Below are 19,857 nucleotides of genomic sequence, written 5' to 3' on the forward strand. Positions count from 1 at the left end.
CTAGCTGCAGTACGTGTCGCCCGCGACGGCGATGTAGGTATCCGCCGTGGCAGCGGCCTGTTCCTCGGTGATCTCGCCGCCGGAGGTGACCGACTCGCTGCCGACCAGGGCGGTGACGAACGTCTTCACCTCGGACGGGGAGCCACCCTGCGCCTGAGCGCTGCAGATGTAGTCCGCGATGCTGATCGCGCCGGCCTCGTCGGACGGCTCGACACCCTCGGCGCGCAGCGCGGCGAGGAACTCGTCGCCTTCCGCGGTGGGAGCGGGCACTCCGCCGGGCGCCCCGCCGCCGGGTGCCGGCGTCGCGGCGGGCGGTGCGGACTCGTCACCACTCGCAGTGGTGCTCGAGGTCTCGCCCGCGCTGGTCTCGTCCGCCTCGTCGGTCGGGGACACCGTGCTGGTCGATGTCGTCACACTCGTCGTCGTGGGTGTGCTCGTGGCGGTGGAGTCGTCGCTTCCGCAGGCGGACAGAACTGCGGTGGCGGCGATTGCCGCGGCGAGTGCGCCGAAGACGCGGGTGGAGCGCGAGCGGGTCCGTGCAGGCATGTGGTGGTGTCCTCACATCCGGTATCGAGCAGAACTGGAACAGGGTGTGCCCCAGGCTACATAGCGCACGCGCGGCCGTACGGAGCGCCTCGCTCCGTACGGCCGCGCGTGCGGGAGTAGTAGTCCCCCGGCGGGTTACGGGTGCAGCGTGACCGCGTCACCGTCGACGGTGACGAAGCCGTTCTGGAAGTTCTGCTGGACACCGCGTCCACCCTCGGCCGGGAACTCGTCGCCGACGGGATAACCCAGGCGGCCGTTCTCGGCACCCTCTGTGACCCACGCCTCGAGGACCTTGCCGCGCACGGGCCACGCTCCGGTGGGCTGGCTCCAGTAGATGCGGCCGTTCTCGAAGTCGGCGACGCGACCGTTGTCCTTGACGACCTGCTCGCTCGAGGTCGGGTACCCGAGCGCTCCGCCCTCGTATCCGAGCTGACCGTACTTGTCCATGATCATGCCCTGGACCGCGTGCGCGCCGGTTTGCTCCGACCAATACATCGCCCCGATCTCGAAGCCCTGCACGACACCGCGGCCGTCGGGGGTTCGCGCCTCGTCGAGGACCGGGTAACCGAGGGGGCCACCTTCCCAGCCCTGGCGCTTCCACTCTTCGAGGATCGCGCCGCGCACCGGACGCGCGCCGTGTTCGGGAGTCCAGTAGATCGCGCCGTTGCGGAAGTGGTTGAACCGTCCGCGACCGTCCGCGGTGCCGCGTTCCTCGGTGGTCGGGTAACCGAGCGCTCCCGCCGGTCCGCCGTTGCCCTGGTAGACACCGCCGATCGCGCCGGCGACCGGGACGGTGACGCCGTCGGACGAGAAGACCCGCCCGAAGCGGAAGTCCTGCACGGTGCCACCGGCAACCGGGTATTCGGCGGTGAGGCAGTCGCCCAGCCACGGGCCGGCACCGGCAACGTCTGCGATGGCTCCGGCGGGCGCGCATGCCGGCTTCTCCACCTCGACACCGAGTGTGTTCGCGAGTTGCGGCCACAACTGGTGCAGCTCGAATTCCCAGTACTTCCACGTGTGAGTGCCCGAGGGCCGGTACACGATCTGCGCCGGGATACCGGTCTTCTTCAGCTTCGTCGCGAAGGCCTGGGACGTCAGACGCGACAAGATCTCGAGGCCCATGCCCGCGTAATTGGTACTGACGCCGGGAACGCTCGCCGGGTCGTCGTACGGACCGGCAGTGCCGCTTCCGCTCGACACGTACAGGCTCACGCCTCGCAGCTTGTCGGCGAGGAGATACGGGTCGTGCGCCTCCCAGCCCTCGCCGCCGGGTTCACCCCACATCGCCTCCGAGTCGAAGCCGCCCGCATCCTGCATCGCGTAGTGGATGGCCTCGGGCATGCCGAGGGTCGTGGTGGTGAGGATGCCCGAAAGCGATGCGGCGAACTGCGCGAAACCGGGGTTACGTGCGGGGAGGAACATCGCGGCAGTACCGCCCATCGAGAGGCCGACGACACCGCGCTTGTCCGTGGCGCGCCAGTCCTTCTCGAGGATCGGTGGGAGTTCCTTCGTCAGGAACGTCTCCCACTTGTAGTTCTGGCCGTTGTTCTGGTCCACCCAGTCCGAGTAGAAGCTGGACTGGCCGCCGACCGGAAGGACGACGTTGACGTTCTTGTCGGCGAAGAACGCCTCCGCGTCGGTTTCGAGGGTCCAGCCGCTCTGGTCGTCGCGGGCGCGCATGCCGTCGAGCATGAAGACGGACGGAAAGCGCTTCTCCGGCGCGATGTTCCAGTCGCGGGCGAGGAGCATCTGCACCTGGATGGGTGTTCCCATCGACGGGGAGTCGATCCACAGCGCCACGCGGCGGTCCGTGAGCCAGTCGACCGCACGCACCGTCGCACCCGCCGGGTTCTGGCCGACAGGGTCGGCTTGGGTCGCGAGAGGTTCCGCGGAGGCGACCGACACCGTGGTCATCCCAGCTGCGAGCGGTGCCACGAGCGCGGCCGCGAGCAGGCCGAGTGCACGCCGCTTCCCACGTCCCGCGGAACGTGTGCCGCCGCTCTCGGGTCGTGCGCTGCCGCTCGATCTGCTCCGGTGACCGCCAAGCTGGGTTCGCATCTGCATCGCTCGCTTCCTGCGTTACCGGGCGCCCACACACGGGCGCTGCTGTGCCGGATGTCCCCCGTCCCGAACCTTGTTTGTACACGTAAGCGCGTCGGTCGCGCGGGTGCCGCGCTGTGACTGATGGGAAAATTGTTACAGAAAACGCAGCGCCGCCCACCACCGAACGGTGGTGAGCGGCGCTGTGAGGAGCAGTGCTACCGGATCTCTACGGGGAGATCAGAAGGCGTTGAGCGCCTCGAGGATCTGCGGGCGAGCCTTCCACAGCTCGTCTTCCCAGTACTTCCACGCATGGGTGCCGCGTGCCGGGAACTCGAAGGTGGCCGGGATACCGAGGGCAGCCAGCTTGACCTGGAAGGCGCGGGTCTGGACCAGCGACAGAGCCTCGAGGCCCATGGCGTTCGCCGTGTTGTAGAAGCCGACGAAGCCTTCCGGGTTGTCGTGCTGGCCGGGCAGGCCGCTCGCCGCCGAGATGTAGAGAGACAGGCCCTCGAGCTTCGGGGCGAACACGAACGGGTCGTTGCGCAGCCAGGACGGGCTCCACGGCGGGCCCCACATCGCGTCGACGTTGAAGCGTCCGGCGTCGAGCATCGCGACGCGGATGGCCTCACGCATGCCGGGAGCCGACAGGTTCAGGTAACCCGAGAGCGACGACGCGAACTTGAACTGGTCGCGGTGGTAGGCAGCCAGCGTCAGAGCAGCGGAGCCGCCCATCGAGAGGCCGAGGATGCCGTTGTTGCTGCGCGAGACGCCACGGGTGGCGAGGTAGTCGGGCAGCTGCTGGGTCAGGAACGTCTCCCACTTGTAGGTGATGTCCTGGCTGTTCAGATTGCTGGGCGAGTACCAGTCGGTGTAGAAGCTCGCCTGGCCGCCGACCGGCATGACCAAGCTGACGTTGTCGTTGCCGAACTGCTGGAGAGCATTCGTCTCGAACGTCCACGCGTTGGCGTCGTCGCGGGCGCGCAATCCGTCGAGCATGTAGAGAGCCGCATCACCGCCACGGGCTGCCCACTGGATCTGAACCTTGATCGGGCCCATGTCGGAATCGACGAAAACCTCTTCGAATCCGCCGGCCGGCGCACGGTGCGAGACCGGGGCGCTCTGGGCCGGTGCGGCGACAGCCGCGGAGGTTCCGGCTACACCGGCGGCAACGGGCAATACCAGCGCCACGGCGGCGGTGCCGAGCAGGCGCCGACGAAGGCCCTGCGACAACCTGGGGACAAAACGCATGAACAATGCTCACTTTCTCGATCAGCGGCGTCCGCGTTCGCGTCCCCCGTGAATACCCGGCGTTCGACGACCGGCGGGCGGTCGCCACAAGTCACACTGCGGTCAAGACTGTAAAGGACGGCGTGATCTCTGACAAACCCCGATTTCTGAGGTCCTGGGCTTGCGTAGACCGACGTGCCGTGGCGACCGTTCTCGCCGTTATCCGACCGTAATATGCCGTGATACTAGCGAGACCTGAAGTTCAAGCCAACTCGGTCATCCACCTGCGGACGGCATCGGCAAGTCGCACCGCTGGATTTCGTACTCCGGCACCCGCTCGATCCGGTACCCCGCGTACTCGAACGCGTTCCGCAGATTCCGCTTGAACAGCGGCCAGGTCAGCTCGGCACCGGACGAATCCAGCAACTCCCGCGTCTCGGGGCAGGTGAGCGCGAGCTTGGCCATCGCCACCCACTCCTCGTCGAGATAACCGGGCAGCCAGGGATACACGTCGACCATCCCCGACTCGGCGACGACCCAGTCCGGATACAGGATCTTGTCGTGCCCGATCCGGCCGTCCTCGAGGCGCTCGGTGTGCGCGGCGAGCGGATAGGCCAGGCCCATCTGATCGACGACCCGGACGTCGAGCCCGACATTCATGCTCGTCATGCCCAGGTTGAGGAAAAAGACCGTGTGCCCCGCTCCGCCCGGCGGAATGGGTTCCGGGGGCGGGACGACGTCCCACGCGTCGTACGACGGTGTGGGCAGCAGCAGGCCACCGTTCGGCGTATCCGCGATCGTCGAGACCATCGCGCGCATCCTCGGGTAGTCGAGGTAGTCCTCGGCCCGGATCGGGTGGAGATGCCCGGTGTTGAGGGAGTAGAACGCCCGCTCGTCGACGATGCCGGATCGGCCGACCACCGCGCCCTCCGGCATGCCCGTCGTGTTCGACGCGAACAACGCCCAGACCACCGTGCCGACCCAGAGCACCGCGACCGCGCCGGCCACGCGGGTCCGGCGGTTGTTTCCGAGTTCGGACCGGTCGGGGACCCGGAGCGGGATCACCGCTACGGGCAGCAGCAGGCAGAACAGGGGCGGGAGCAGCACACGGCCGTGCATGAAGTCGCCGCCCACGCGCAGCGAATACAGCAGGAGCAGGACACCGGACACGACCACCAGCACGACCACGGCCGTGGGCGTGCGCAGTGCTCGTTGTCCCGTCGTGAGCAGGGTCCGCACGTCGGTTCCCTTCGCCGGGAACCTCTCACGGTTACCGGCAACGCGGATTCCGGTACCGCGACGGGTGGACAGCATCACCACGACGGTCACCGCGACGAGGAACAACAGCGGCAGCCAGAGCAGGTACGGCACGACCAGGTTGGCGAGGTAGTCGAAGCCCTGTGTCCACTTCGCACCGCCCGCGTCCTTGGACACCGCGGTGTTCGGGTACGGCAGGCCGTAGTAGCCCATTCGCCAGATCTGGTAGACCACCGGCACCAGACCCGCGACCGCGACCATCGCAGCGCGGATCCGCCAGGTCAGGCCGTCCGCGAGGAAGAGCAGAGCGAGAGTCAGACCCGCGACGATCGCCAATTCGGGGCGTACCAGCGGACCGAGGCCGGCGACGAACGCCGTTCCCAGGTTCCCCACGGTCCCCGGCAGAGCCCGCTTCCCGGCGGGATCGGGGGTTGCCCACCGGACCATGAGCAACCACACCAGCGCGAGCCAGCAGATCACCAGGCAGGTTTCGAGCCCGGATGTCGCGAAGTCCCGGGCCGGAGGCACCGCGATGTAGACGAGCACACCGGCAGGCAACAGCAGAACCGTGCCCGTCGCGGCACGCATGCGCCACCGGTACAACCGCGCCGCGCCGAGCATCGCCAGGACGACCGCAGTCGTCGAGAGCACCAGCGCGAGGCCGAGCACGACGTACTCGAGGCGGATGCCGGTGAGCCATCCGGCGCCGTAGACGATGTACGTCCACGCCGTGGAGGTGTTCGCCTCGACGCGTTCCCCGGCGTTGAACACCGGTCCGTATCCGGCAAGCAGGTTGCGCACCGTACGCAGGACGATCAGGCCGTCGTCGGCGATCCACCGGCGGTCCCACGCGCCCCAGAACATCAGGAGTGCCGAGAGGGCCACTCCCCCGGCGAACACTCCCCGTGCGACACCGCGAGGCAGGCCGGGTCGGTGGATGCCCGCTCGGCCTGCCGCGTTGTCGTCGACGTCGTTCACGACGTCAGAAGAGGTAGACAGCACCGCCGACCACCAGGATCCAGGCAACCGCGAGGAACTGCAGCACACGGTCCTTCAGGGCGATCTCTTCCGGCTCCCCGGCTTCGCCACCGTCCACGTCCACCGCGTACCGGAGGATCGCGACGACGAACGGCACCATCGAGATGGCGTACCAGTTCGAGTCCGCGCGGTTGTCCTGCTCGAACGCCCACAGGCCGTAGCAGATCACGACGGCGGTCGCGGCCACTGTCCACACGAACCGCAGGTAGGTCTCGGTGTAGTACTCGAGCGACTTGCGGATCTTGGCGCCGGTGCGGGTCGCGAGCCGGAGCTCGGCGTAGCGCTTACCTGCCGCCATGAACAGCGATCCGAACGCCATGATCAGCAGGAACCACTGCGACAGCGGGATCTCCGCCGCGACACCGCCCGCGATCGCCCGGATCAGGAATCCCGACGAGACGATGCAGATGTCGAGTACGGCCTGATGCTTCAGCCCGAAGCAGTACGCGAGCTGGATGCCGATGTAGACGACCATGACCACCGCGAGCTGCCAGTTCGCAAGGAACGACAGCAGGATCGACGCGACCAGAAGGCCCACCGCGATCATGTAGGCGAGTCGTATCGGCAGGATGCCGGCGGCGATCGGCCGGAAACGCTTCGTGGGGTGCGCACGGTCGGCTTCGACGTCGAGCGCGTCGTTGACCAGATAGATACCCGACGCTGCCATGCAGAACACGACGAACGCGAGCGCGACCGGCAACAGCACATCCAGCTGCGTGACCGATCCCGCAGCCATCGGTGCCGCGAGCACCAGGACGTTCTTCACCCACTGCCGCGGACGCATCGCTTTGACGATCCCCGCGGGCAGGGTCTTCGGGGCCTCCTTGACGGGGGCCGGTTCCTCGCTCATCGCTCTCCAAACTTCTTCTCTGCCCGCACCACGACGGCGGCGGACGCCGCACCCAGTGCCGCGCCGGCCAGGACGTCCGTCGGATAGTGCACGCCGAGAACGAGGCGCGACAGCAGCATGGGCGGCACGAGCACCGCGGGAAAGGGTAGCCCGGTGACCCGGGCGAGCAGCACGGCAGCCGCGGTCGTGGAGGTCGCGTGTGACGACGGGAAACTCAGCCTGCTCGGCGTCGATACGTTGACCTGCACCGACGGGTCGGACGGACGACGGCGGCGCACCACCCGCTTGATGACGATCGAGGCGGCGTGCGCACCGACGGCACCGACGGCGACGCTCGCCCACTGGCGGCGGCGCTTGCGGTCGACCACGGCTCCGAGTCCGCCGACGGCGACCCAGCCGAGCGCGTGCTCACCGAAGTGCGACAGACCGCGCGCGGCGGAGATGGCGCCCGGGGTGCTGCCGACGGCAGCCTGCACGGTCTGCAGGATCCGTATCTCGGTGTCGGTGCTCTTCCAACGACCTGTGCGAGCGCACTCGGCCGGATTCGTTTCGCTAGTTACCGGCGCCGAAGACACGCTCCCACTCCTCCTTGCTGGTCAGGGCGGGAACCGCGTCCCGGTACCGCTTCTTCATTTCGGGGAACCGGCGCGCAAGTTCACGGCGCAGGCGAAGCGCCTCGCTCAGCAGGGCCTGGGCCTGGGCTCGGTCGCGCTTACGGTAGACGACGCCCCGGCCGTCCGCGGTGGTGACGGTCACACCGTCGACCTGGGACAGCAGGAACCAGCGCGCGTCGATCGTCGGCACGTTGAGCTGGGGACGGTTGTGATGCTCGGCGTTCTCCGGACGGAAATTGTGCAGCACACCCTTGGCGAGACGCTTGACCTTCGCGGCCGCGCCTTCGGGGATTCCGACCGCGCCGACCTCGGCTCCCGACGCCATCGGCAATTCTGTCGACGACGGCAGCACCACTGCGTCGGAGAAGTTCTTCCGCAGCGCGTGCACCTCGCCGAGGGCGCGGGGCAGCAGGCCGAACAGTTGCTCCGGGCCTGCCAGGAAGTCTTCGATCGCCTTGTTCTGGATCGCGACCGTCGAGTACTCGAGGCACACCAGGTGCTTGACCGTGGCCTTGACCGTGTCCAGCACGAGGGCCTTGGCGTCACCGTCCATGTGCATCGCGGCGACGACCAGCCGGTTTCGCAGGTGGAAGTACGCCTGCCAGTCGATGGCGTCGTCCTTGTCGCTCCATGCCATGTGCCAGATCGCGGCACCCGGCATGGTGACCGTCGGATAGCCGGCGGCGCGGGCGCGCAGCCCGTACTCGGCGTCGTCCCACTTGATGAACAAGGGCAGCGGCTGCCCGATGTCCTCCGCGACGACCCGCGGGATCATGCACATCCACCAGCCGTTGAAGTCGACGTCGATGCGCCGGTGCAGCAGCTTCGAGTTCTCGCGGTCGTGCAACGGCTTGGTGGCGAAGTCGTGGTCGTATTCCACGTTCGGAGCGGCACTCCACATGAAGTTCGCCCGGTTGATGACCTCGCCCATCGTGTGCAGGTGGCTACGTTCCTGCAGGTTGAGCATCTGGCCGCCGACGAGCATGGGCTTCTTCGCGAAGCGCGACAATGCCAGCGCGCGCAGCACCGAGTCCGGTTCGATCTCGATATCGTCGTCCATGAACAGAATGAACGGCGAGTCGGTGGTCTTCAGCGCCTCGTACATGATGCGGCTGTAACCACCGGAACCACCGAGGTTTCCCTGGTCGTGGATGACGAGCCGGTCGCCGAAGGGCGCGGCTGCCTCGGCGAAATCCGGTTCGTCACGAACCTTGCGGGTGCCCTGGTCCGGAATGATCACGGCGTCGACGACATCCATGACCAGCGGGTCGGACGCGAGCGCCCGCAGTGCCTTCACACAGTCGGCGGGCCGGTTGAACGTCGGGATCCCGACAGCGACGGACGCGCGGCCTTCGGCCTCCACCGGCGAGTACCAGCCCGCGGAGTGCAGCGTGACCTCGGTGTCGGTGGTGATGTCGAACCAGATCCAGCCGCCGTCCTCGAACGGACCGAGATCGGTCTCGAGTTCGACGACGACCTTGTCGCCGGAGAACTCACTGCCGGTGACGTGGATGCGACTCGCGTCGGCCTTGCTGCGGTAGATGTCGATACGGCCGTGGCCGGTCAGCTCGAGGCGCAGCACCACCGCCGGCAGTGTGCTCCAGCGCCGCCAGTAGCTTGCCGGGAACGCGTTGAAATAGGTGCACAGAGACACCTCCGACTCGGCGCCGACGGTCAGCGTCGTGCGGGTCGTGGCGTGGGCACGACGGGCGTTCGTCGGCGACTCCTCGAGGTACAGGGTGCGCACGTCGAGGGGTTCACCCGGCCGGGGCAGGATGATCCGCTGAAGAAGGGTTTTACCGAGCAGGCCCGGTTCGCTCACGCTCATGACGCGTCACCGGCGATCGGGGCACCCGACTCGAAGTGCGGCGCGAGGACATTGTCGAACATCGACAGCGCGCTGGCGATCGCCATGTGCATGTCGAGGTACTGGTAGGTCCCCAGCCGGCCACCGAACAACACGTTGTTCTCGGCTGCTTCCTTCTTCGCGAGTTCGCGGTAGGCGGTGAGCTTCGCGCGGTCCTCGGAGGTGTTGATCGGGTAGTACGGCTCGTCGTCGTCACCCGCGAAGCGCGAGAACTCGCGCATGATGACCGTCTTGTCGGCCGGGTACGTCTCGCGCTCGGGATGGAAGTGCCGGAACTCGTGGATGCGGGTGTACGGAACGTCGGCGTCGTTGTAGTTCATCACCGGGGTGCCCTGGAAGTCACCGCAGTCGCGCAGGACCTCGGTTTCGAAGTCGAGGGTGCGCCACCCGAGCTTGCCTTCGACGTCGTCGAAGTAGCGGTCCAGCGGGCCGGTGTAGACGACGGGCGCGTCCGGGCTCGCGGCCCGGATCTGGTCGCGAACCTCGAACCAGTCGGTGTCGAGCCGCACCTCGATGCGGTCGTCCTTCGCCATGTTTTCGAGCCACGCGGTGTAGCCGTCGACCGGCAGACCTTCGTAGGTGTCGTTGAAGTAGCGGTTGTCGAAGGTGTACCGGACCGGGAGCCGGGCGATGTTGCCCGCCGGCAGTTCCTTCGGGTCGGTCTGCCACTGCTTGGCGGTGTAGTCGCGCACGAACGCTTCGTACAGCGGACGGCCGATCAGGGAGATCGCCTTCTCCTCGAGGTTCTTCGCCTCGGAGGAGTCGATCTCCGACGCCTGCTCCTTGATCAGGGCGCGCGCCTCGTCCGGCGTGAAGTAGCGGCCGAAGAACTGGGAGACGAGGCCGAGCCCCATCGGGAACTGGTAGGCCTGACCCTTGTGCATCGCGTACACGCGGTGCTGGTAGCCCGTGAAGTCGGTGAACTGGTTGACGTAGTCCCACACACGCTTGTTCGACGTGTGGAACAAATGGGCACCGTACTTGTGGATTTCGATGCCTGTCTCGGGCTCGGGTTCGGAGTACGCATTGCCGCCGAGATGGTAGCGGCGCTCGACGACGAGAACTCGCTTGCCGAGCTGCGTGGCGGCCCGCTCTGCGATCGTCAGTCCGAAGAATCCGGAGCCGACGACGATCAGGTCGTACTCACCGGTGGAGGGCTGGGGCGCTGATGCAGCAGTCACGGAGAACCAGGGTAAGCGACCGGGGTACGAACGCGCCGGTTCGGTCCGTCACCGGACCGACCGGACGCTCCGTTCACACGTATCGATGCAGCGTGTCGCGCACGAATTCGGCACCGGCGGGCCCGCCGTAGTTCGCGGCGAACCGTTCGTCGGCTACGTACATGTCGGCGAGACCGAGCACGTACTCCCGGCTGATGCCCTCCGGGGTGCCGTATCCGGGAGTGCCGGGGATCGAGGACAGCCACTCGACGTGACGGCGAGCGAGTTCCCGGGCTTCCGGGCCGGCCGGGTCCACGCCGGCCTCTGCCGCTGCGGTCCAGTCGGCGGACAGTTGCGCGGCGCGAGTCTTCCAGTCGCCGCGTTCGTCCTCGCCCATTCCGCGCCACCAGCGGTCACTGTTGTCGTACGCGTCCTTGCCCCATCGGTGGATCACCTCGTCGCGGTACTGCGTGTGGTCGAAACCGTCGAACACTTCGTCTGCCATGAGCTCTTCTCCTTTTTCCGTCTTCGCGAGGGTGCTGCGCACCGCTTCGATGCGCCTGCCGAGTTGCCGCCGCTCGTGTTCGAGCAGTTCGAGGTGCGTCCGCAGCGCTGCCGTCGTGTCGTCGTGCCCGTCGAGGACCTCCCGGATCGCCGGGAGACCCAGACCCAGGTCACGCAGCAGGAGGATGCGCTGCAACCGGACGAGTGCGTCGGCGTCGTAGAACCGCATCCCGTTGCTGCCGGTACGACAGGGGACGAGCACTCCGACATCGCCGTAGTGCCGCAACGTGCGGCTGGTGACACCGGCGCTCCGGGCCAGTTCCTGGATCGACCATTCGCGAGGCATCTCCGCCCTCCTTTCGGCTCTTTTCAGGGTGCGTCTTGACGTTGCGTCAATGTCAACCCCTCCCGCAGACATACAAGAAGGGGACGGACCTGGTCAGGTCCGTCCCCTTCGGCGTTCGCGTCCGGCTACTCGGTACTACCCGTGCCCGGCAGCCAGTCCTTCAGGAAACTCGCATCGATCACCTGCGCGCCGAGTTCCGGTGTCCAGACGACCGCACCCCCGGTGAAGATCCGGAACTTGCCCAGTTCGTCGGGCAGCATCAACTCCGGACCGACAGGAGTGCCCAGGACGCCCTCCACACCGCCGAGTTCGAAGAACTTCGCTTCGATGGGCGACGCGCCGTTCCCGCTTCCGAACGGATCGATACCGACTTCGGGTCCGGGCTCCGCGGCCGGGGTGGTCGGCGGGGCCGGCAGATCTGCACCTTCGGCGATCGTGAACCAGTCCGAACGCAGACCCAGTTTGGCGCGGGCCTCGGCGCCGGTCGTCTCGATGGTGCGGTCGCTGCCGACCACGCGAACGCGGGTGACGCGCCCGCCGTCTGCACCGAGGTTGTTGCGAGCGAGCACCTCGAACGCCTGGAGTTCACCCACGCCGAAGGCGGAGCCGATCTCACCCGCCGTGAGGGTCTTCGCCCACGCCCGGTTGGGTGCCACCTTGTCGCCCGCATCCTCGACGGGCGGGAACGTGCCACCGGCGCTGTACCCGCCGGTCGACGCGGAGAACTCGCTCCGCACGACCGCGCCGTCCTTCATCAGCACCGTGCCGCGCGTGGTGCGGACACCGTCGTCGGTGCGGGGGTCTTCAGCGGCCGACCCGGTGTACACCTGGCAGTCGGTGGTGTCGCAGGTCTGCCACAGTTCGTTCCGCTTCTCGGCGAGGGCGTAGGAGCGTGCCGCGATCGCTTGCGCCCGGAGCGCCTCTGCGCCACCGCTGTCGGCCCAGCCGGGAAGCGTCTCCGCCGGGACGACGCTGCGGAGATAGTCCTCGACGTGCAGGCGGTTCACCGTCCGCGCCGCCGCTCCGTCGAGCACCACGCCGAGGGCTCCGCGGTACGGGGTGTCGCTCCCGCACAACTTGAGGTGCTCGCCGGCGGGACGGTCTTCACCGAGATCGATCGGATCGACCCACGGAACGTCGGTTGAGCTCTGCCACAGGACTTCTCCGCTGCAGCCGGTCGTGACGACGACGTTCGCACCGCCACCCGGAGTGGGAGTGAGGTGGGCAGCCTCGCCGGGTGCCAACTGTTGCCCCGCGACACGCAGACCTGCCTCGGAGTACACGTCGAGTGAGCGGTCGTCCTGCCCGGTGAGCCGCACCGCGATCATCGAGTCGTCGATCGTGCCGAGCGTCGTTCCGCCGTAGTAGTGGCCGATGATGCGTTCGGCCGTCCAGCCTTCCTGGGCGTATCCGTAGGCTCCCCACTGGCCCATGCCGCGACCGTGACCGTGACCGAAACCGGAGAAGGTGTACGGCGTGTCGGCCGACACCGCCTCCACGACGCCGAGCGAATCGGAGCGGTTCTGCACGAGCGCGCCCACACCCGTACCGACCACCAGCGCCGGCGCGAGTCCGATCACCGCGAGACGAGCCACGGAGGGCTGCCACCCGTTCCGCAGTGGTCGTCCGATGACGAATCGTCTCCGGCGGATCTTTCCTCTGCGGCCGATGGATTGTGGTGCCATGGCGTTCCGCTCCCTCGTTCTCGATTTCCGGGACGATGCACGGACTCGTAGATCGCCGGATCGGACATTTACGACCGATCCTCAAGCTCAGGTTGAGGCTTAAGGTTGCCTGGGTCTAGTGTGACAAGAGTGACGGACCAACGCAACACAAGTCACAACTGAAACAACAGCATCACAAGTTGCAACCATTCGCGGCCATTTCGCTCTCTCGAAGCGGTCCGCGATGGAGGATTTCGACCTATCGGACCCCCTCCTCAGACCGCAGATCTACACGAACAGGGAGTGCAAACAGTGCCGCATCGCCGCCCTAAGCCGTCGATCGTCCTGGGTGCCGTCGCCGCCCTGGCCGTCGCCACACCCTTTGCCGTGTCCGGGTTCACCACCGGCCCGACGGAAGTTCGCGCCACCAGCGACTCCGTCGAATCCATCAGCCCCGACATTGCGGAAGTGGTGCTCGCGTCCGTACCGGACCTGATCATCCCGCTCGAGGAACTGACCGGGCTCAACCTGCCCGACATCGGTCTCGCGGAAATCATCGACGGATTACCGCAGATCACCACCGCCCCGGATCCCGACGGCGGTCCCATCGCCCGTGTCGGCGCCACGGTCAAGGAACTCACCCGTGAGACGCCGTTCAGCCTCGTCGCACTCGCCGCGGACGACATCGCCGCCACCGACGCGCTGATCCGGGCACAGAACGGCGACGGTTCGTGGGGTCCGTGGGCGGCCACCGAACCGCTCGAGTCGAGCCGCAACGACACCGCCGGCGACGCGCGTCGTGGCACCGAACCGATCTTCGTGGGCGTCACCCGCGCGGTGCAGGTTCTCCTCACTCCTCGCCCCGGCCCCGAACCCGCGCTCGCCGGTGCGGAAGCACCGCCGGCCGAGACACCCGAAGCACCGGCACCCGACGCACCGGCACCCGACGCGCCCGCCCCGGTCGACGAAGGGCCGGTCCCGGTCGCCGAAACAGGCGGCGCGGCACCGGAACTCGGCTACATTCCCGCCTCCTCGTCGAAGCCGTTGCGCAGCCAGGAACCCGTGCTCGCGGCTGCGGAAGGCGTCAGCGCGGTCCTGATCGATCCGGGTACCGGCGAGGCCGACGGCCGGCTCGACGACATCGCGGCACCGCTCGGCACCTCGGGCCTGAAAGTCATCGGCAGGTCGCAGTGGGGTGCCGACGAATCGCTGCGCTGCCAGAGCGCGACGTACGACGACTCCCTCGGTGGCGCCACCGTGCACCACACCGCGGGCAGCAACAACTACTCGAAGGCGGAATCCGCGGGCATCGTCCGCGCCATCTACGCGTACCACGCGCAGACACTCGGGTGGTGTGACATCGGGTACAACGTGCTCGTCGACAAATACGGACAGATCTTCGAAGGACGTGCGGGCGGTCTGGAACGCAACGTGCAGGGCGCCCACGCGGGCGGCTTCAACGAGAACACCGTCGGCATCGCGATGATGGGCGACTTCTCCACGGCCGCACCGCCGGACGTGACCGTGCAGAACGTGGGCAACTACCTCGGCTGGCGGCTCGCCGCAGCCGGTCTGGACCCCAAGGGCCGCACCACCATGTACTCGGAGGGCACGTCGTTCACGCCGCACCCGCGGGGTGCAGCGGTGGATCTGCCGATCATCTTCGCGCACCGCGACGTCGGCAACACCAGTTGCCCGGGCGACGGCGGCTACGCGCAGATGAACAAGATCCGCGACATCGCCGCGGCCGCCGCGAAGGGCGCGCCGAGCGCGCCGCCGATCGTCGTGACCGATCCTCCGCGGGATGCGGGTCCCGGACCGGGCACCGGCGCGCTGCCGGCCGGTTCGGCCGACACCGGCGCGAACGTGCAGGATCTGGTCGCCGAACTGATGCGACTCGCCGAAAACAACCCGCTCGCCCGGAAATGGATCGCGGAAGGCGGCGAAACCGGCCGTCTCGGCACGGCCGTGTCGCCGATCGCCCCCGCCAAGGGCGGCTTCGAGCACGCCCGGTTCGTCAACGGCGCCCTCTACTCGTCCCCCGGTGGCGAGGTGTGGGCGGTGCTCGGCGAGATCTACAAGGCGTGGCAGGAATACGGACTCGACACTGGTGAGCTGGGGTTGCCCACCAGTGACGAGTACCGGGTGCCGGACGGCTGGCGTTCGGACTTCGAGTTCGGTTCGCTGATCTTCAACGAGGCCACCGGGGTCGTCACCAAGGTGCTGCGCGCCTACAACGACGCCTACGAGCAGTCGATGCAGGATCAGCCGACCGACATCGCGGTACCCGCACCCGAGGGTGCGCCCGCGCCGGAACCGGCAACCGAACCGGTGCCTGTGGGCTGAGGCCCACCGTTCACCGGTAGCTACGAATCACTGCCACCAGCGTTCGAGGATCCGCGCAACACCGTCCTCGTCGTTGGTGGCAGTGATTTCGTCTGCCACCGACTTGGCGTCGGGATGAGCGTTCTCCATGGCGACACCGTGGCGGGCCATCGACAGCATCGGTACGTCGTTGGGCATGTCCCCGAATGCCACGATGCGGTCGTCCGATACGTCGAGGTGACGGGCGAGCTCACGTAGCCCCGACGCCTTCGTCACACCGGCTGCGGAGATCTCCACCAGACCGTTGGTCGTCGAATAGGTGACGTCGACCAGTCCGTGCAACTTCGGCGCGATCGCTTCGGCCATCTCACGGCTCGTCGCTCCGGCGAGCCGGATCAGCAGCTTGACCGCCGGTTCGGCGATCACTTCGTGCTCGGCGAGTTCGGTGTTGTCGGGGTTGAGCCAGGCATGTTCGTAACCCGGGGCACTGACGAACTGCGGAGTGGCGGCGTCGTGCGCGCTCTCCCCCACGCGCTCGGCGGCAAGGCCGCAACCGGGAAGCACCGCAGCGGCCACCTCGGCGACCCACGCGAGCTCGTCGGCCCGGAGCACCGCAGCGCTGAGCACCCGATCGGTCGCACTGTCATAGAGGACGGCGCCGTTCGCACACACCGCGAGGGGAGCAAACCCGAGCTGCTCGACGACGGGCGCGATCCACCGTGGTGGACGTCCCGTGGCCAGAACGAAGGGCGTACCGGAGTCGACGACCGCATGCACGGCAGCCCGAGTGCGGTCGGACACCTGCTCGGACTTGTCGATCAGGGTGCCGTCGACATCGGTGGCGACAAGGCTCGGGCGCTGTGAACTCACTCCGTCATTGTGCCGAAACGCCGCGGTCGCCGCCGTCCGGCCCTTCGCGTTCGGTCCGCTCGCGTTCCTTGCGAGCCCGGCGTTCCGCCGCGACACGCTCGTCCTCGGCTGTTGCTTCTTCGAGTGTGGGCGCCGATCCACCGAGGCGGCGCGGCACCCAGTAGGCGCCGGGCTCGTGGTGATACGAGTCCTGCACTTCGTGGAGCATCTGCTCCATCGTCGCGTGTAACTGTTCGGTCATGGCCGACGCCGGCAGATAGGGCGGAATCGGGGCGCCGACCTTGATCGTGATGGGCGTATTGGTGCGGCCCAGACGCTTGGGGTGACCCTTGGTCCACACCCGCTGCGACCCCCAGATGATCATGGGGATGACGGGCACACCTGCCTCTTCGGCCATCCGCGCCGCGCCCGTCTTGAACTTCTTCAACTCGAAGCTGCGGCTGATGGTCTCCTCGGGGAACACTCCCACCAGTTCTCCCGCACGCAGCGCTTCGACTGCAAGGCGGTAGGAGTCGCCGGCGTCACCACGGTCGACAGGGATGTGCTTCATCGCGCGCATCATCGGCCCGGAGATCTTGTTGTCGAAGACCTCTTTCTTCGCCATGAAGCGCACGTAGCGCTTCGCGGGACGGGCGGGCAGACCCGCGTAGGTGAAGTCCATGTAGCCGGTGTGGTTGATCGCGATGACCGCACCTCCGGTCGCGGGGATGTGCTCCTCCCCGGTGACGGAGAATTTCAGTCCCTGGCCTGCGAACAGAGTGCGCGCGACGCCGATGATCGTCCGGTAGAAGGGTTCCACGTCGGCCAGCGTAGCCGGGTGGCCGATGCGGTGGCGCACCCGTGGCCCCGGCGGGCTGCCGCGTGTCTCCACGGCCTCTCCACTTACCCTGGAGGTACATAGGTCAGCACGTCAGGAGGCAACGAGTGCAGATCACCAGCGTGGGCCACGCCGGGTTCCACATCCGGACCGAGGCAGGCTCCATTCTCTGCGATCCGTGGGTCAATCCCGCTTACTTCGCGTCGTGGGTACCGTTCCCCGACAACACGAGCCTCGACTGGGATGCCCTCGGCGACGTCGACTACCTCTACGTCTCGCATCTCCACAAGGACCATTTCGATCCCGGGACGCTCAGTGAGCACGTCCGCAAGGACGCCACCGTGCTGCTGCCCGATTACCCGGTGCCGGATCTGCGCCGCGAACTCGAGGCGCTCGGTTTCACGAAGTTCTACGAGACCACCGATTCGGTCAAGCACCGGATCAGCAAGGAAGGCATCCGGGACGCGCCCGACGCTCCCCTCGCACCCGGCGAACTCGACATCATGATCATTGCGATGCGAGCGCCCGCGGACGGCCCGATCGGCGACTCCGGGCTCGTCGTCTCGGACGGCGAGACCACCGTGTTCAACATGAACGACGCGCGGCCCATCGACATGGACCCGATGCACGACGCGTTCGGTCACATCGACATCCATCTGCTGCAGTACTCGGGCGCCATCTGGTATCCGATGGTCTACGACATCCCGAAGAAGACGAAAGCCAACTTCGGCAAGCAGAAGCGCCAGCGCGGCATGGACCGCTGCCGCAGCTACATCGAACAGGTCGGCGCGACCTGGATCGTCCCGTCCGCCGGTCCGCCGGTCTTCCTCGACGACGAACTGCGCCACCTCAACGACGACCACGGCGACGAGGGCAACATCTTCCCCGACCAGAAGGTGTTCCTCGAACAGTTGCGCATCAACGGGCGCGACGGCGGCCTGCTGATGATCCCGGGCTCGGTCGTGGACCTCGCCGGGAGCGAGAAGATGACACTGGCGCACCCGATCCCCGAGGACGAGGTCGAGGCGATCTTCACGAACAAGGCCGCCTACATCGAGGACATGGCTCAGCGCTTCGCGCCGGTCATCGCCGCGGAGAAGGCCACGTGGGCGCCTGCCGACGGTGAGCCGCTGTTGCCGGCACTCAGGGCGAAGTTCGAGCCGATCATGGCGCAGTCCGATCTCATCTGCGACGGCATCGGCTACCCCGTCGGCCTCGTGATGGGCGACGAGACCGTGGTGCTCGACTTCCCCAAGCGCATCGTCCGCGAGCCCGTCGAGGGAGAAGGCAAGTACCGCTACGGGTTCCGCATCGCGCCGGAGATCGTGCGCACGGTGCTACGCGACGACGAGCCGGACTGGGTCAACACGATCTTCCTCTCGACACGCTTCACCACGTGGCGGGTCGGCGGGTACAACGAGTTCCTGTACACGTTCTTCAAATGCCTCACCGACGAGCGCATCGCGTACGCGGACGGCTGGTTCGCGGAGGCGCACGACGACTCGGCGTCGATCGAGCTGGGCGGTTACGAGATCCAGCGGCGCTGCCCGCACCTCAAGGCCGACCTGTCGAAGTTCGGGGTGGTGGACGGCACCACGCTCACCTGCAACCTGCACGGCTGGCAGTGGGATCTCGAATCGGGGCGGTGCAAGACCTCCAAGGGCCACGAACTGCGCAGCAGCAAGGCCTGACGGGCACCGCCCCGCCCGATTACTCCGCCGCTCGCCGCTGTCCGACCCGAGCTGCCGGCCGTACACCGGCCGGCAGCAGGGCCGCCGCGGCGAGTGCGAGAGCTCCCGCGGCGATCAGGGCGTACGGCCACCATTGCCGTGCCGCGACGCCGGCCTCGTCAGCACCGGCGGCAACCTGTTCCGACGTTCCGTCGGAGGTCGCCGAGGACGACCGCGCGGGCAGCACTCCGGTGGCCTCACGCACGTTCTCCGAAATCCCCTTTACGACATTGCCGACCGGCTCGACACCGCCCACGAGCTGCCCCGTGCCGTCGACGAGCTGACGGCCACCGTCGTCGAGCTGCATCAGCCCGTCGCGCAGCTGCCGGGACCCGTCGGCGGCCTGAGTCATTCCCGCGACGAATTGTGCGTCGGGCGAGGTCAATTCGTAGGACAGCTGCCGAGCGCCGTCGCGCAGTTGCCCGAGTTGGTCGAGTGTGTCCGGTCCGAGACCCTGGGTGTTCAGCATGTCGACGAGGGAACGCAGTTCATCGGCGGTACCCGCCGAGACCGGATCGCCGCTCATGGCGAGTGTGTCGGCGACGACGGAGAGCCGCGCCGTCACCGATCCCTGCATCTCACCGAACCCGCTGAGCCGGGTGACCACCTCGTCGACCCCCGACGAGATCTGCGACGCGCCGTCTCCGAGCTGCCCCACGCCGCCTTCGAGCTGACCGAGTCCGTCCGCGAGCTGCTTACCACCCTCGTGCGCCTGCGTGAGTCCGTCGGCGAGTTGTTGTGCGCCGACGTCGAGTTGGCGACTTCCGTCCGCGAGTTGCCCAACTCCGCCGTTGAGCAGGGCCAGCGGAAGACTCGCCTGCTGCAGGGTGTCCCGGGCGGCGGCGACCGCGGCGGCATCCGGTGTGTCGCCGCCGTCCGCGGTCTCGGCGACGACCGTCACCTGCGGGTCGTCGGTGTAGGCGAACACGGAGCCGGTGCCGACCAGGACGGCACCGGTGGCGATGAGGGAAATAGGGAGAAATCGGGCATACATGCCCC

At 67.5% G+C, this 19,857-nt stretch carries 15 protein-coding genes; 2 read left to right on the forward strand and 13 right to left on the reverse strand.

Going from position 1 to position 19,857, the window contains the following annotated elements; genetic code table 11:
- From ACFWU2_RS00240 to ACFWU2_RS00285, 10 genes are all read right to left on the reverse strand, one after another.
- A complete protein-coding gene (locus tag ACFWU2_RS00240) occupies positions 1 to 546 on the reverse strand; it encodes a DUF732 domain-containing protein (RefSeq protein WP_378598535.1) in 546 nt (181 codons plus the stop codon).
- A 135-nt stretch (positions 547 to 681) separates the two neighbouring features.
- Complete coding sequence (locus tag ACFWU2_RS00245) at positions 682 to 2,610, reverse strand: alpha/beta hydrolase-fold protein (protein ID WP_378598538.1); 1,929 nt, start codon at positions 2,608 to 2,610, stop codon at positions 682 to 684.
- A 216-nt stretch (positions 2,611 to 2,826) separates the two neighbouring features.
- Positions 2,827 to 3,837 (reverse strand): alpha/beta hydrolase, encoded by a 1,011-nt coding sequence (locus ACFWU2_RS00250; protein ID WP_378598541.1) that lies wholly within the window; start codon positions 3,835 to 3,837, stop codon positions 2,827 to 2,829.
- 255 nt (positions 3,838 to 4,092) lie between these two features.
- On the reverse strand, positions 4,093 to 5,937 hold the full coding sequence (gene zomB / locus ACFWU2_RS00255; RefSeq protein ID WP_378600137.1) for a flagellar motor control protein ZomB: 1,845 nt from the start codon (positions 5,935 to 5,937) through the stop codon (positions 4,093 to 4,095).
- Between the two features lie 118 nt (positions 5,938 to 6,055).
- Entirely contained in the window at positions 6,056 to 6,961 is a 906-nt protein-coding gene (locus tag ACFWU2_RS00260) for a decaprenyl-phosphate phosphoribosyltransferase (protein ID WP_378598546.1), read from the reverse strand.
- Entirely contained in the window at positions 6,958 to 7,455 is a 498-nt protein-coding gene (locus tag ACFWU2_RS00265; RefSeq protein ID WP_378600141.1) for a phosphatase PAP2 family protein, read from the reverse strand. The genes ACFWU2_RS00260 and ACFWU2_RS00265 overlap by 4 nt, the downstream gene beginning before the upstream one ends.
- A gap of 58 nt (positions 7,456 to 7,513) precedes the next feature.
- Positions 7,514 to 9,403 carry a glycosyltransferase gene (locus ACFWU2_RS00270; protein ID WP_378598549.1) on the reverse strand — a complete coding sequence of 630 codons (1,890 nt, stop codon included), beginning with the start codon at positions 9,401 to 9,403 and terminating at the stop codon, positions 7,514 to 7,516.
- Positions 9,400 to 10,623: a UDP-galactopyranose mutase gene (glf, locus tag ACFWU2_RS00275; protein ID WP_378598552.1), complete on the reverse strand. Its 1,224-nt coding sequence runs from the start codon at positions 10,621 to 10,623 to the stop codon at positions 9,400 to 9,402. The genes ACFWU2_RS00270 and glf overlap by 4 nt, the downstream gene beginning before the upstream one ends.
- A gap of 73 nt (positions 10,624 to 10,696) precedes the next feature.
- Positions 10,697 to 11,452 carry a MerR family transcriptional regulator gene (locus ACFWU2_RS00280; RefSeq protein WP_378598556.1) on the reverse strand — a complete coding sequence of 252 codons (756 nt, stop codon included), beginning with the start codon at positions 11,450 to 11,452 and terminating at the stop codon, positions 10,697 to 10,699.
- A gap of 125 nt (positions 11,453 to 11,577) precedes the next feature.
- Entirely contained in the window at positions 11,578 to 13,137 is a 1,560-nt protein-coding gene (locus ACFWU2_RS00285) for a SpoIID/LytB domain-containing protein (RefSeq protein WP_378598559.1), read from the reverse strand.
- Between the two features lie 291 nt (positions 13,138 to 13,428).
- Between ACFWU2_RS00285 and ACFWU2_RS00290 the strand changes: the two genes are divergently transcribed.
- Positions 13,429 to 15,462 carry an N-acetylmuramoyl-L-alanine amidase gene (locus tag ACFWU2_RS00290; RefSeq protein ID WP_378598562.1) on the forward strand — a complete coding sequence of 678 codons (2,034 nt, stop codon included), beginning with the start codon at positions 13,429 to 13,431 and terminating at the stop codon, positions 15,460 to 15,462.
- Between the two features lie 27 nt (positions 15,463 to 15,489).
- Here the strand turns inward: ACFWU2_RS00290 and ACFWU2_RS00295 are convergent, their stop codons facing one another.
- Positions 15,490 to 16,311, reverse strand: coding sequence for an HAD family hydrolase (locus ACFWU2_RS00295; protein WP_378598565.1), 822 nt, complete (start codon positions 16,309 to 16,311; stop codon positions 15,490 to 15,492).
- Between the two features lie 4 nt (positions 16,312 to 16,315).
- Positions 16,316 to 17,110: a lysophospholipid acyltransferase family protein gene (locus ACFWU2_RS00300; protein ID WP_378598568.1), complete on the reverse strand. Its 795-nt coding sequence runs from the start codon at positions 17,108 to 17,110 to the stop codon at positions 16,316 to 16,318.
- A gap of 125 nt (positions 17,111 to 17,235) precedes the next feature.
- Between ACFWU2_RS00300 and ACFWU2_RS00305 the strand changes: the two genes are divergently transcribed.
- Complete coding sequence (locus ACFWU2_RS00305; protein ID WP_378598571.1) at positions 17,236 to 18,819, forward strand: Rieske 2Fe-2S domain-containing protein; 1,584 nt, start codon at positions 17,236 to 17,238, stop codon at positions 18,817 to 18,819.
- A 19-nt stretch (positions 18,820 to 18,838) separates the two neighbouring features.
- Here the strand turns inward: ACFWU2_RS00305 and ACFWU2_RS00310 are convergent, their stop codons facing one another.
- Complete coding sequence (locus ACFWU2_RS00310; protein WP_378598574.1) at positions 18,839 to 19,852, reverse strand: hypothetical protein; 1,014 nt, start codon at positions 19,850 to 19,852, stop codon at positions 18,839 to 18,841.
- Positions 19,853 to 19,857: the final 5 nt, after the last annotated feature.

It is taken from the genome of Rhodococcus sp. NPDC058639 (genome assembly GCF_042717545.1).
GTDB lineage: Bacteria > Actinomycetota > Actinomycetes > Mycobacteriales > Mycobacteriaceae > Rhodococcus.

Bases quoted from the DNA above. Each gene is read 5' to 3' on its own strand.
- ACFWU2_RS00310 (WP_378598574.1), bottom strand. From the start codon at position 19,852: ATGTATGCCCGATTTCTCCCTATTTCCCTCATCGCCACCGGTGCCGTC.
- zomB (WP_378600137.1), bottom strand. From the start codon at position 5,937: ATGTTCTGGGGCGCGTGGGACCGCCGGTGGATCGCCGACGACGGCCTG.
- ACFWU2_RS00280 (WP_378598556.1), bottom strand. From the start codon at position 11,452: ATGCCTCGCGAATGGTCGATCCAGGAACTGGCCCGGAGCGCCGGTGTC.
- ACFWU2_RS00270 (WP_378598549.1), bottom strand. From the start codon at position 9,403: ATGAGCGTGAGCGAACCGGGCCTGCTCGGTAAAACCCTTCTTCAGCGG.
- ACFWU2_RS00260 (WP_378598546.1), bottom strand. From the start codon at position 6,961: ATGAGCGAGGAACCGGCCCCCGTCAAGGAGGCCCCGAAGACCCTGCCC.
- ACFWU2_RS00240 (WP_378598535.1), bottom strand. From the start codon at position 546: ATGCCTGCACGGACCCGCTCGCGCTCCACCCGCGTCTTCGGCGCACTC.
- ACFWU2_RS00285 (WP_378598559.1), bottom strand. From the start codon at position 13,137: ATGGCACCACAATCCATCGGCCGCAGAGGAAAGATCCGCCGGAGACGA.
- ACFWU2_RS00245 (WP_378598538.1), bottom strand. From the start codon at position 2,610: ATGCAGATGCGAACCCAGCTTGGCGGTCACCGGAGCAGATCGAGCGGC.
- ACFWU2_RS00250 (WP_378598541.1), bottom strand. From the start codon at position 3,837: ATGCGTTTTGTCCCCAGGTTGTCGCAGGGCCTTCGTCGGCGCCTGCTC.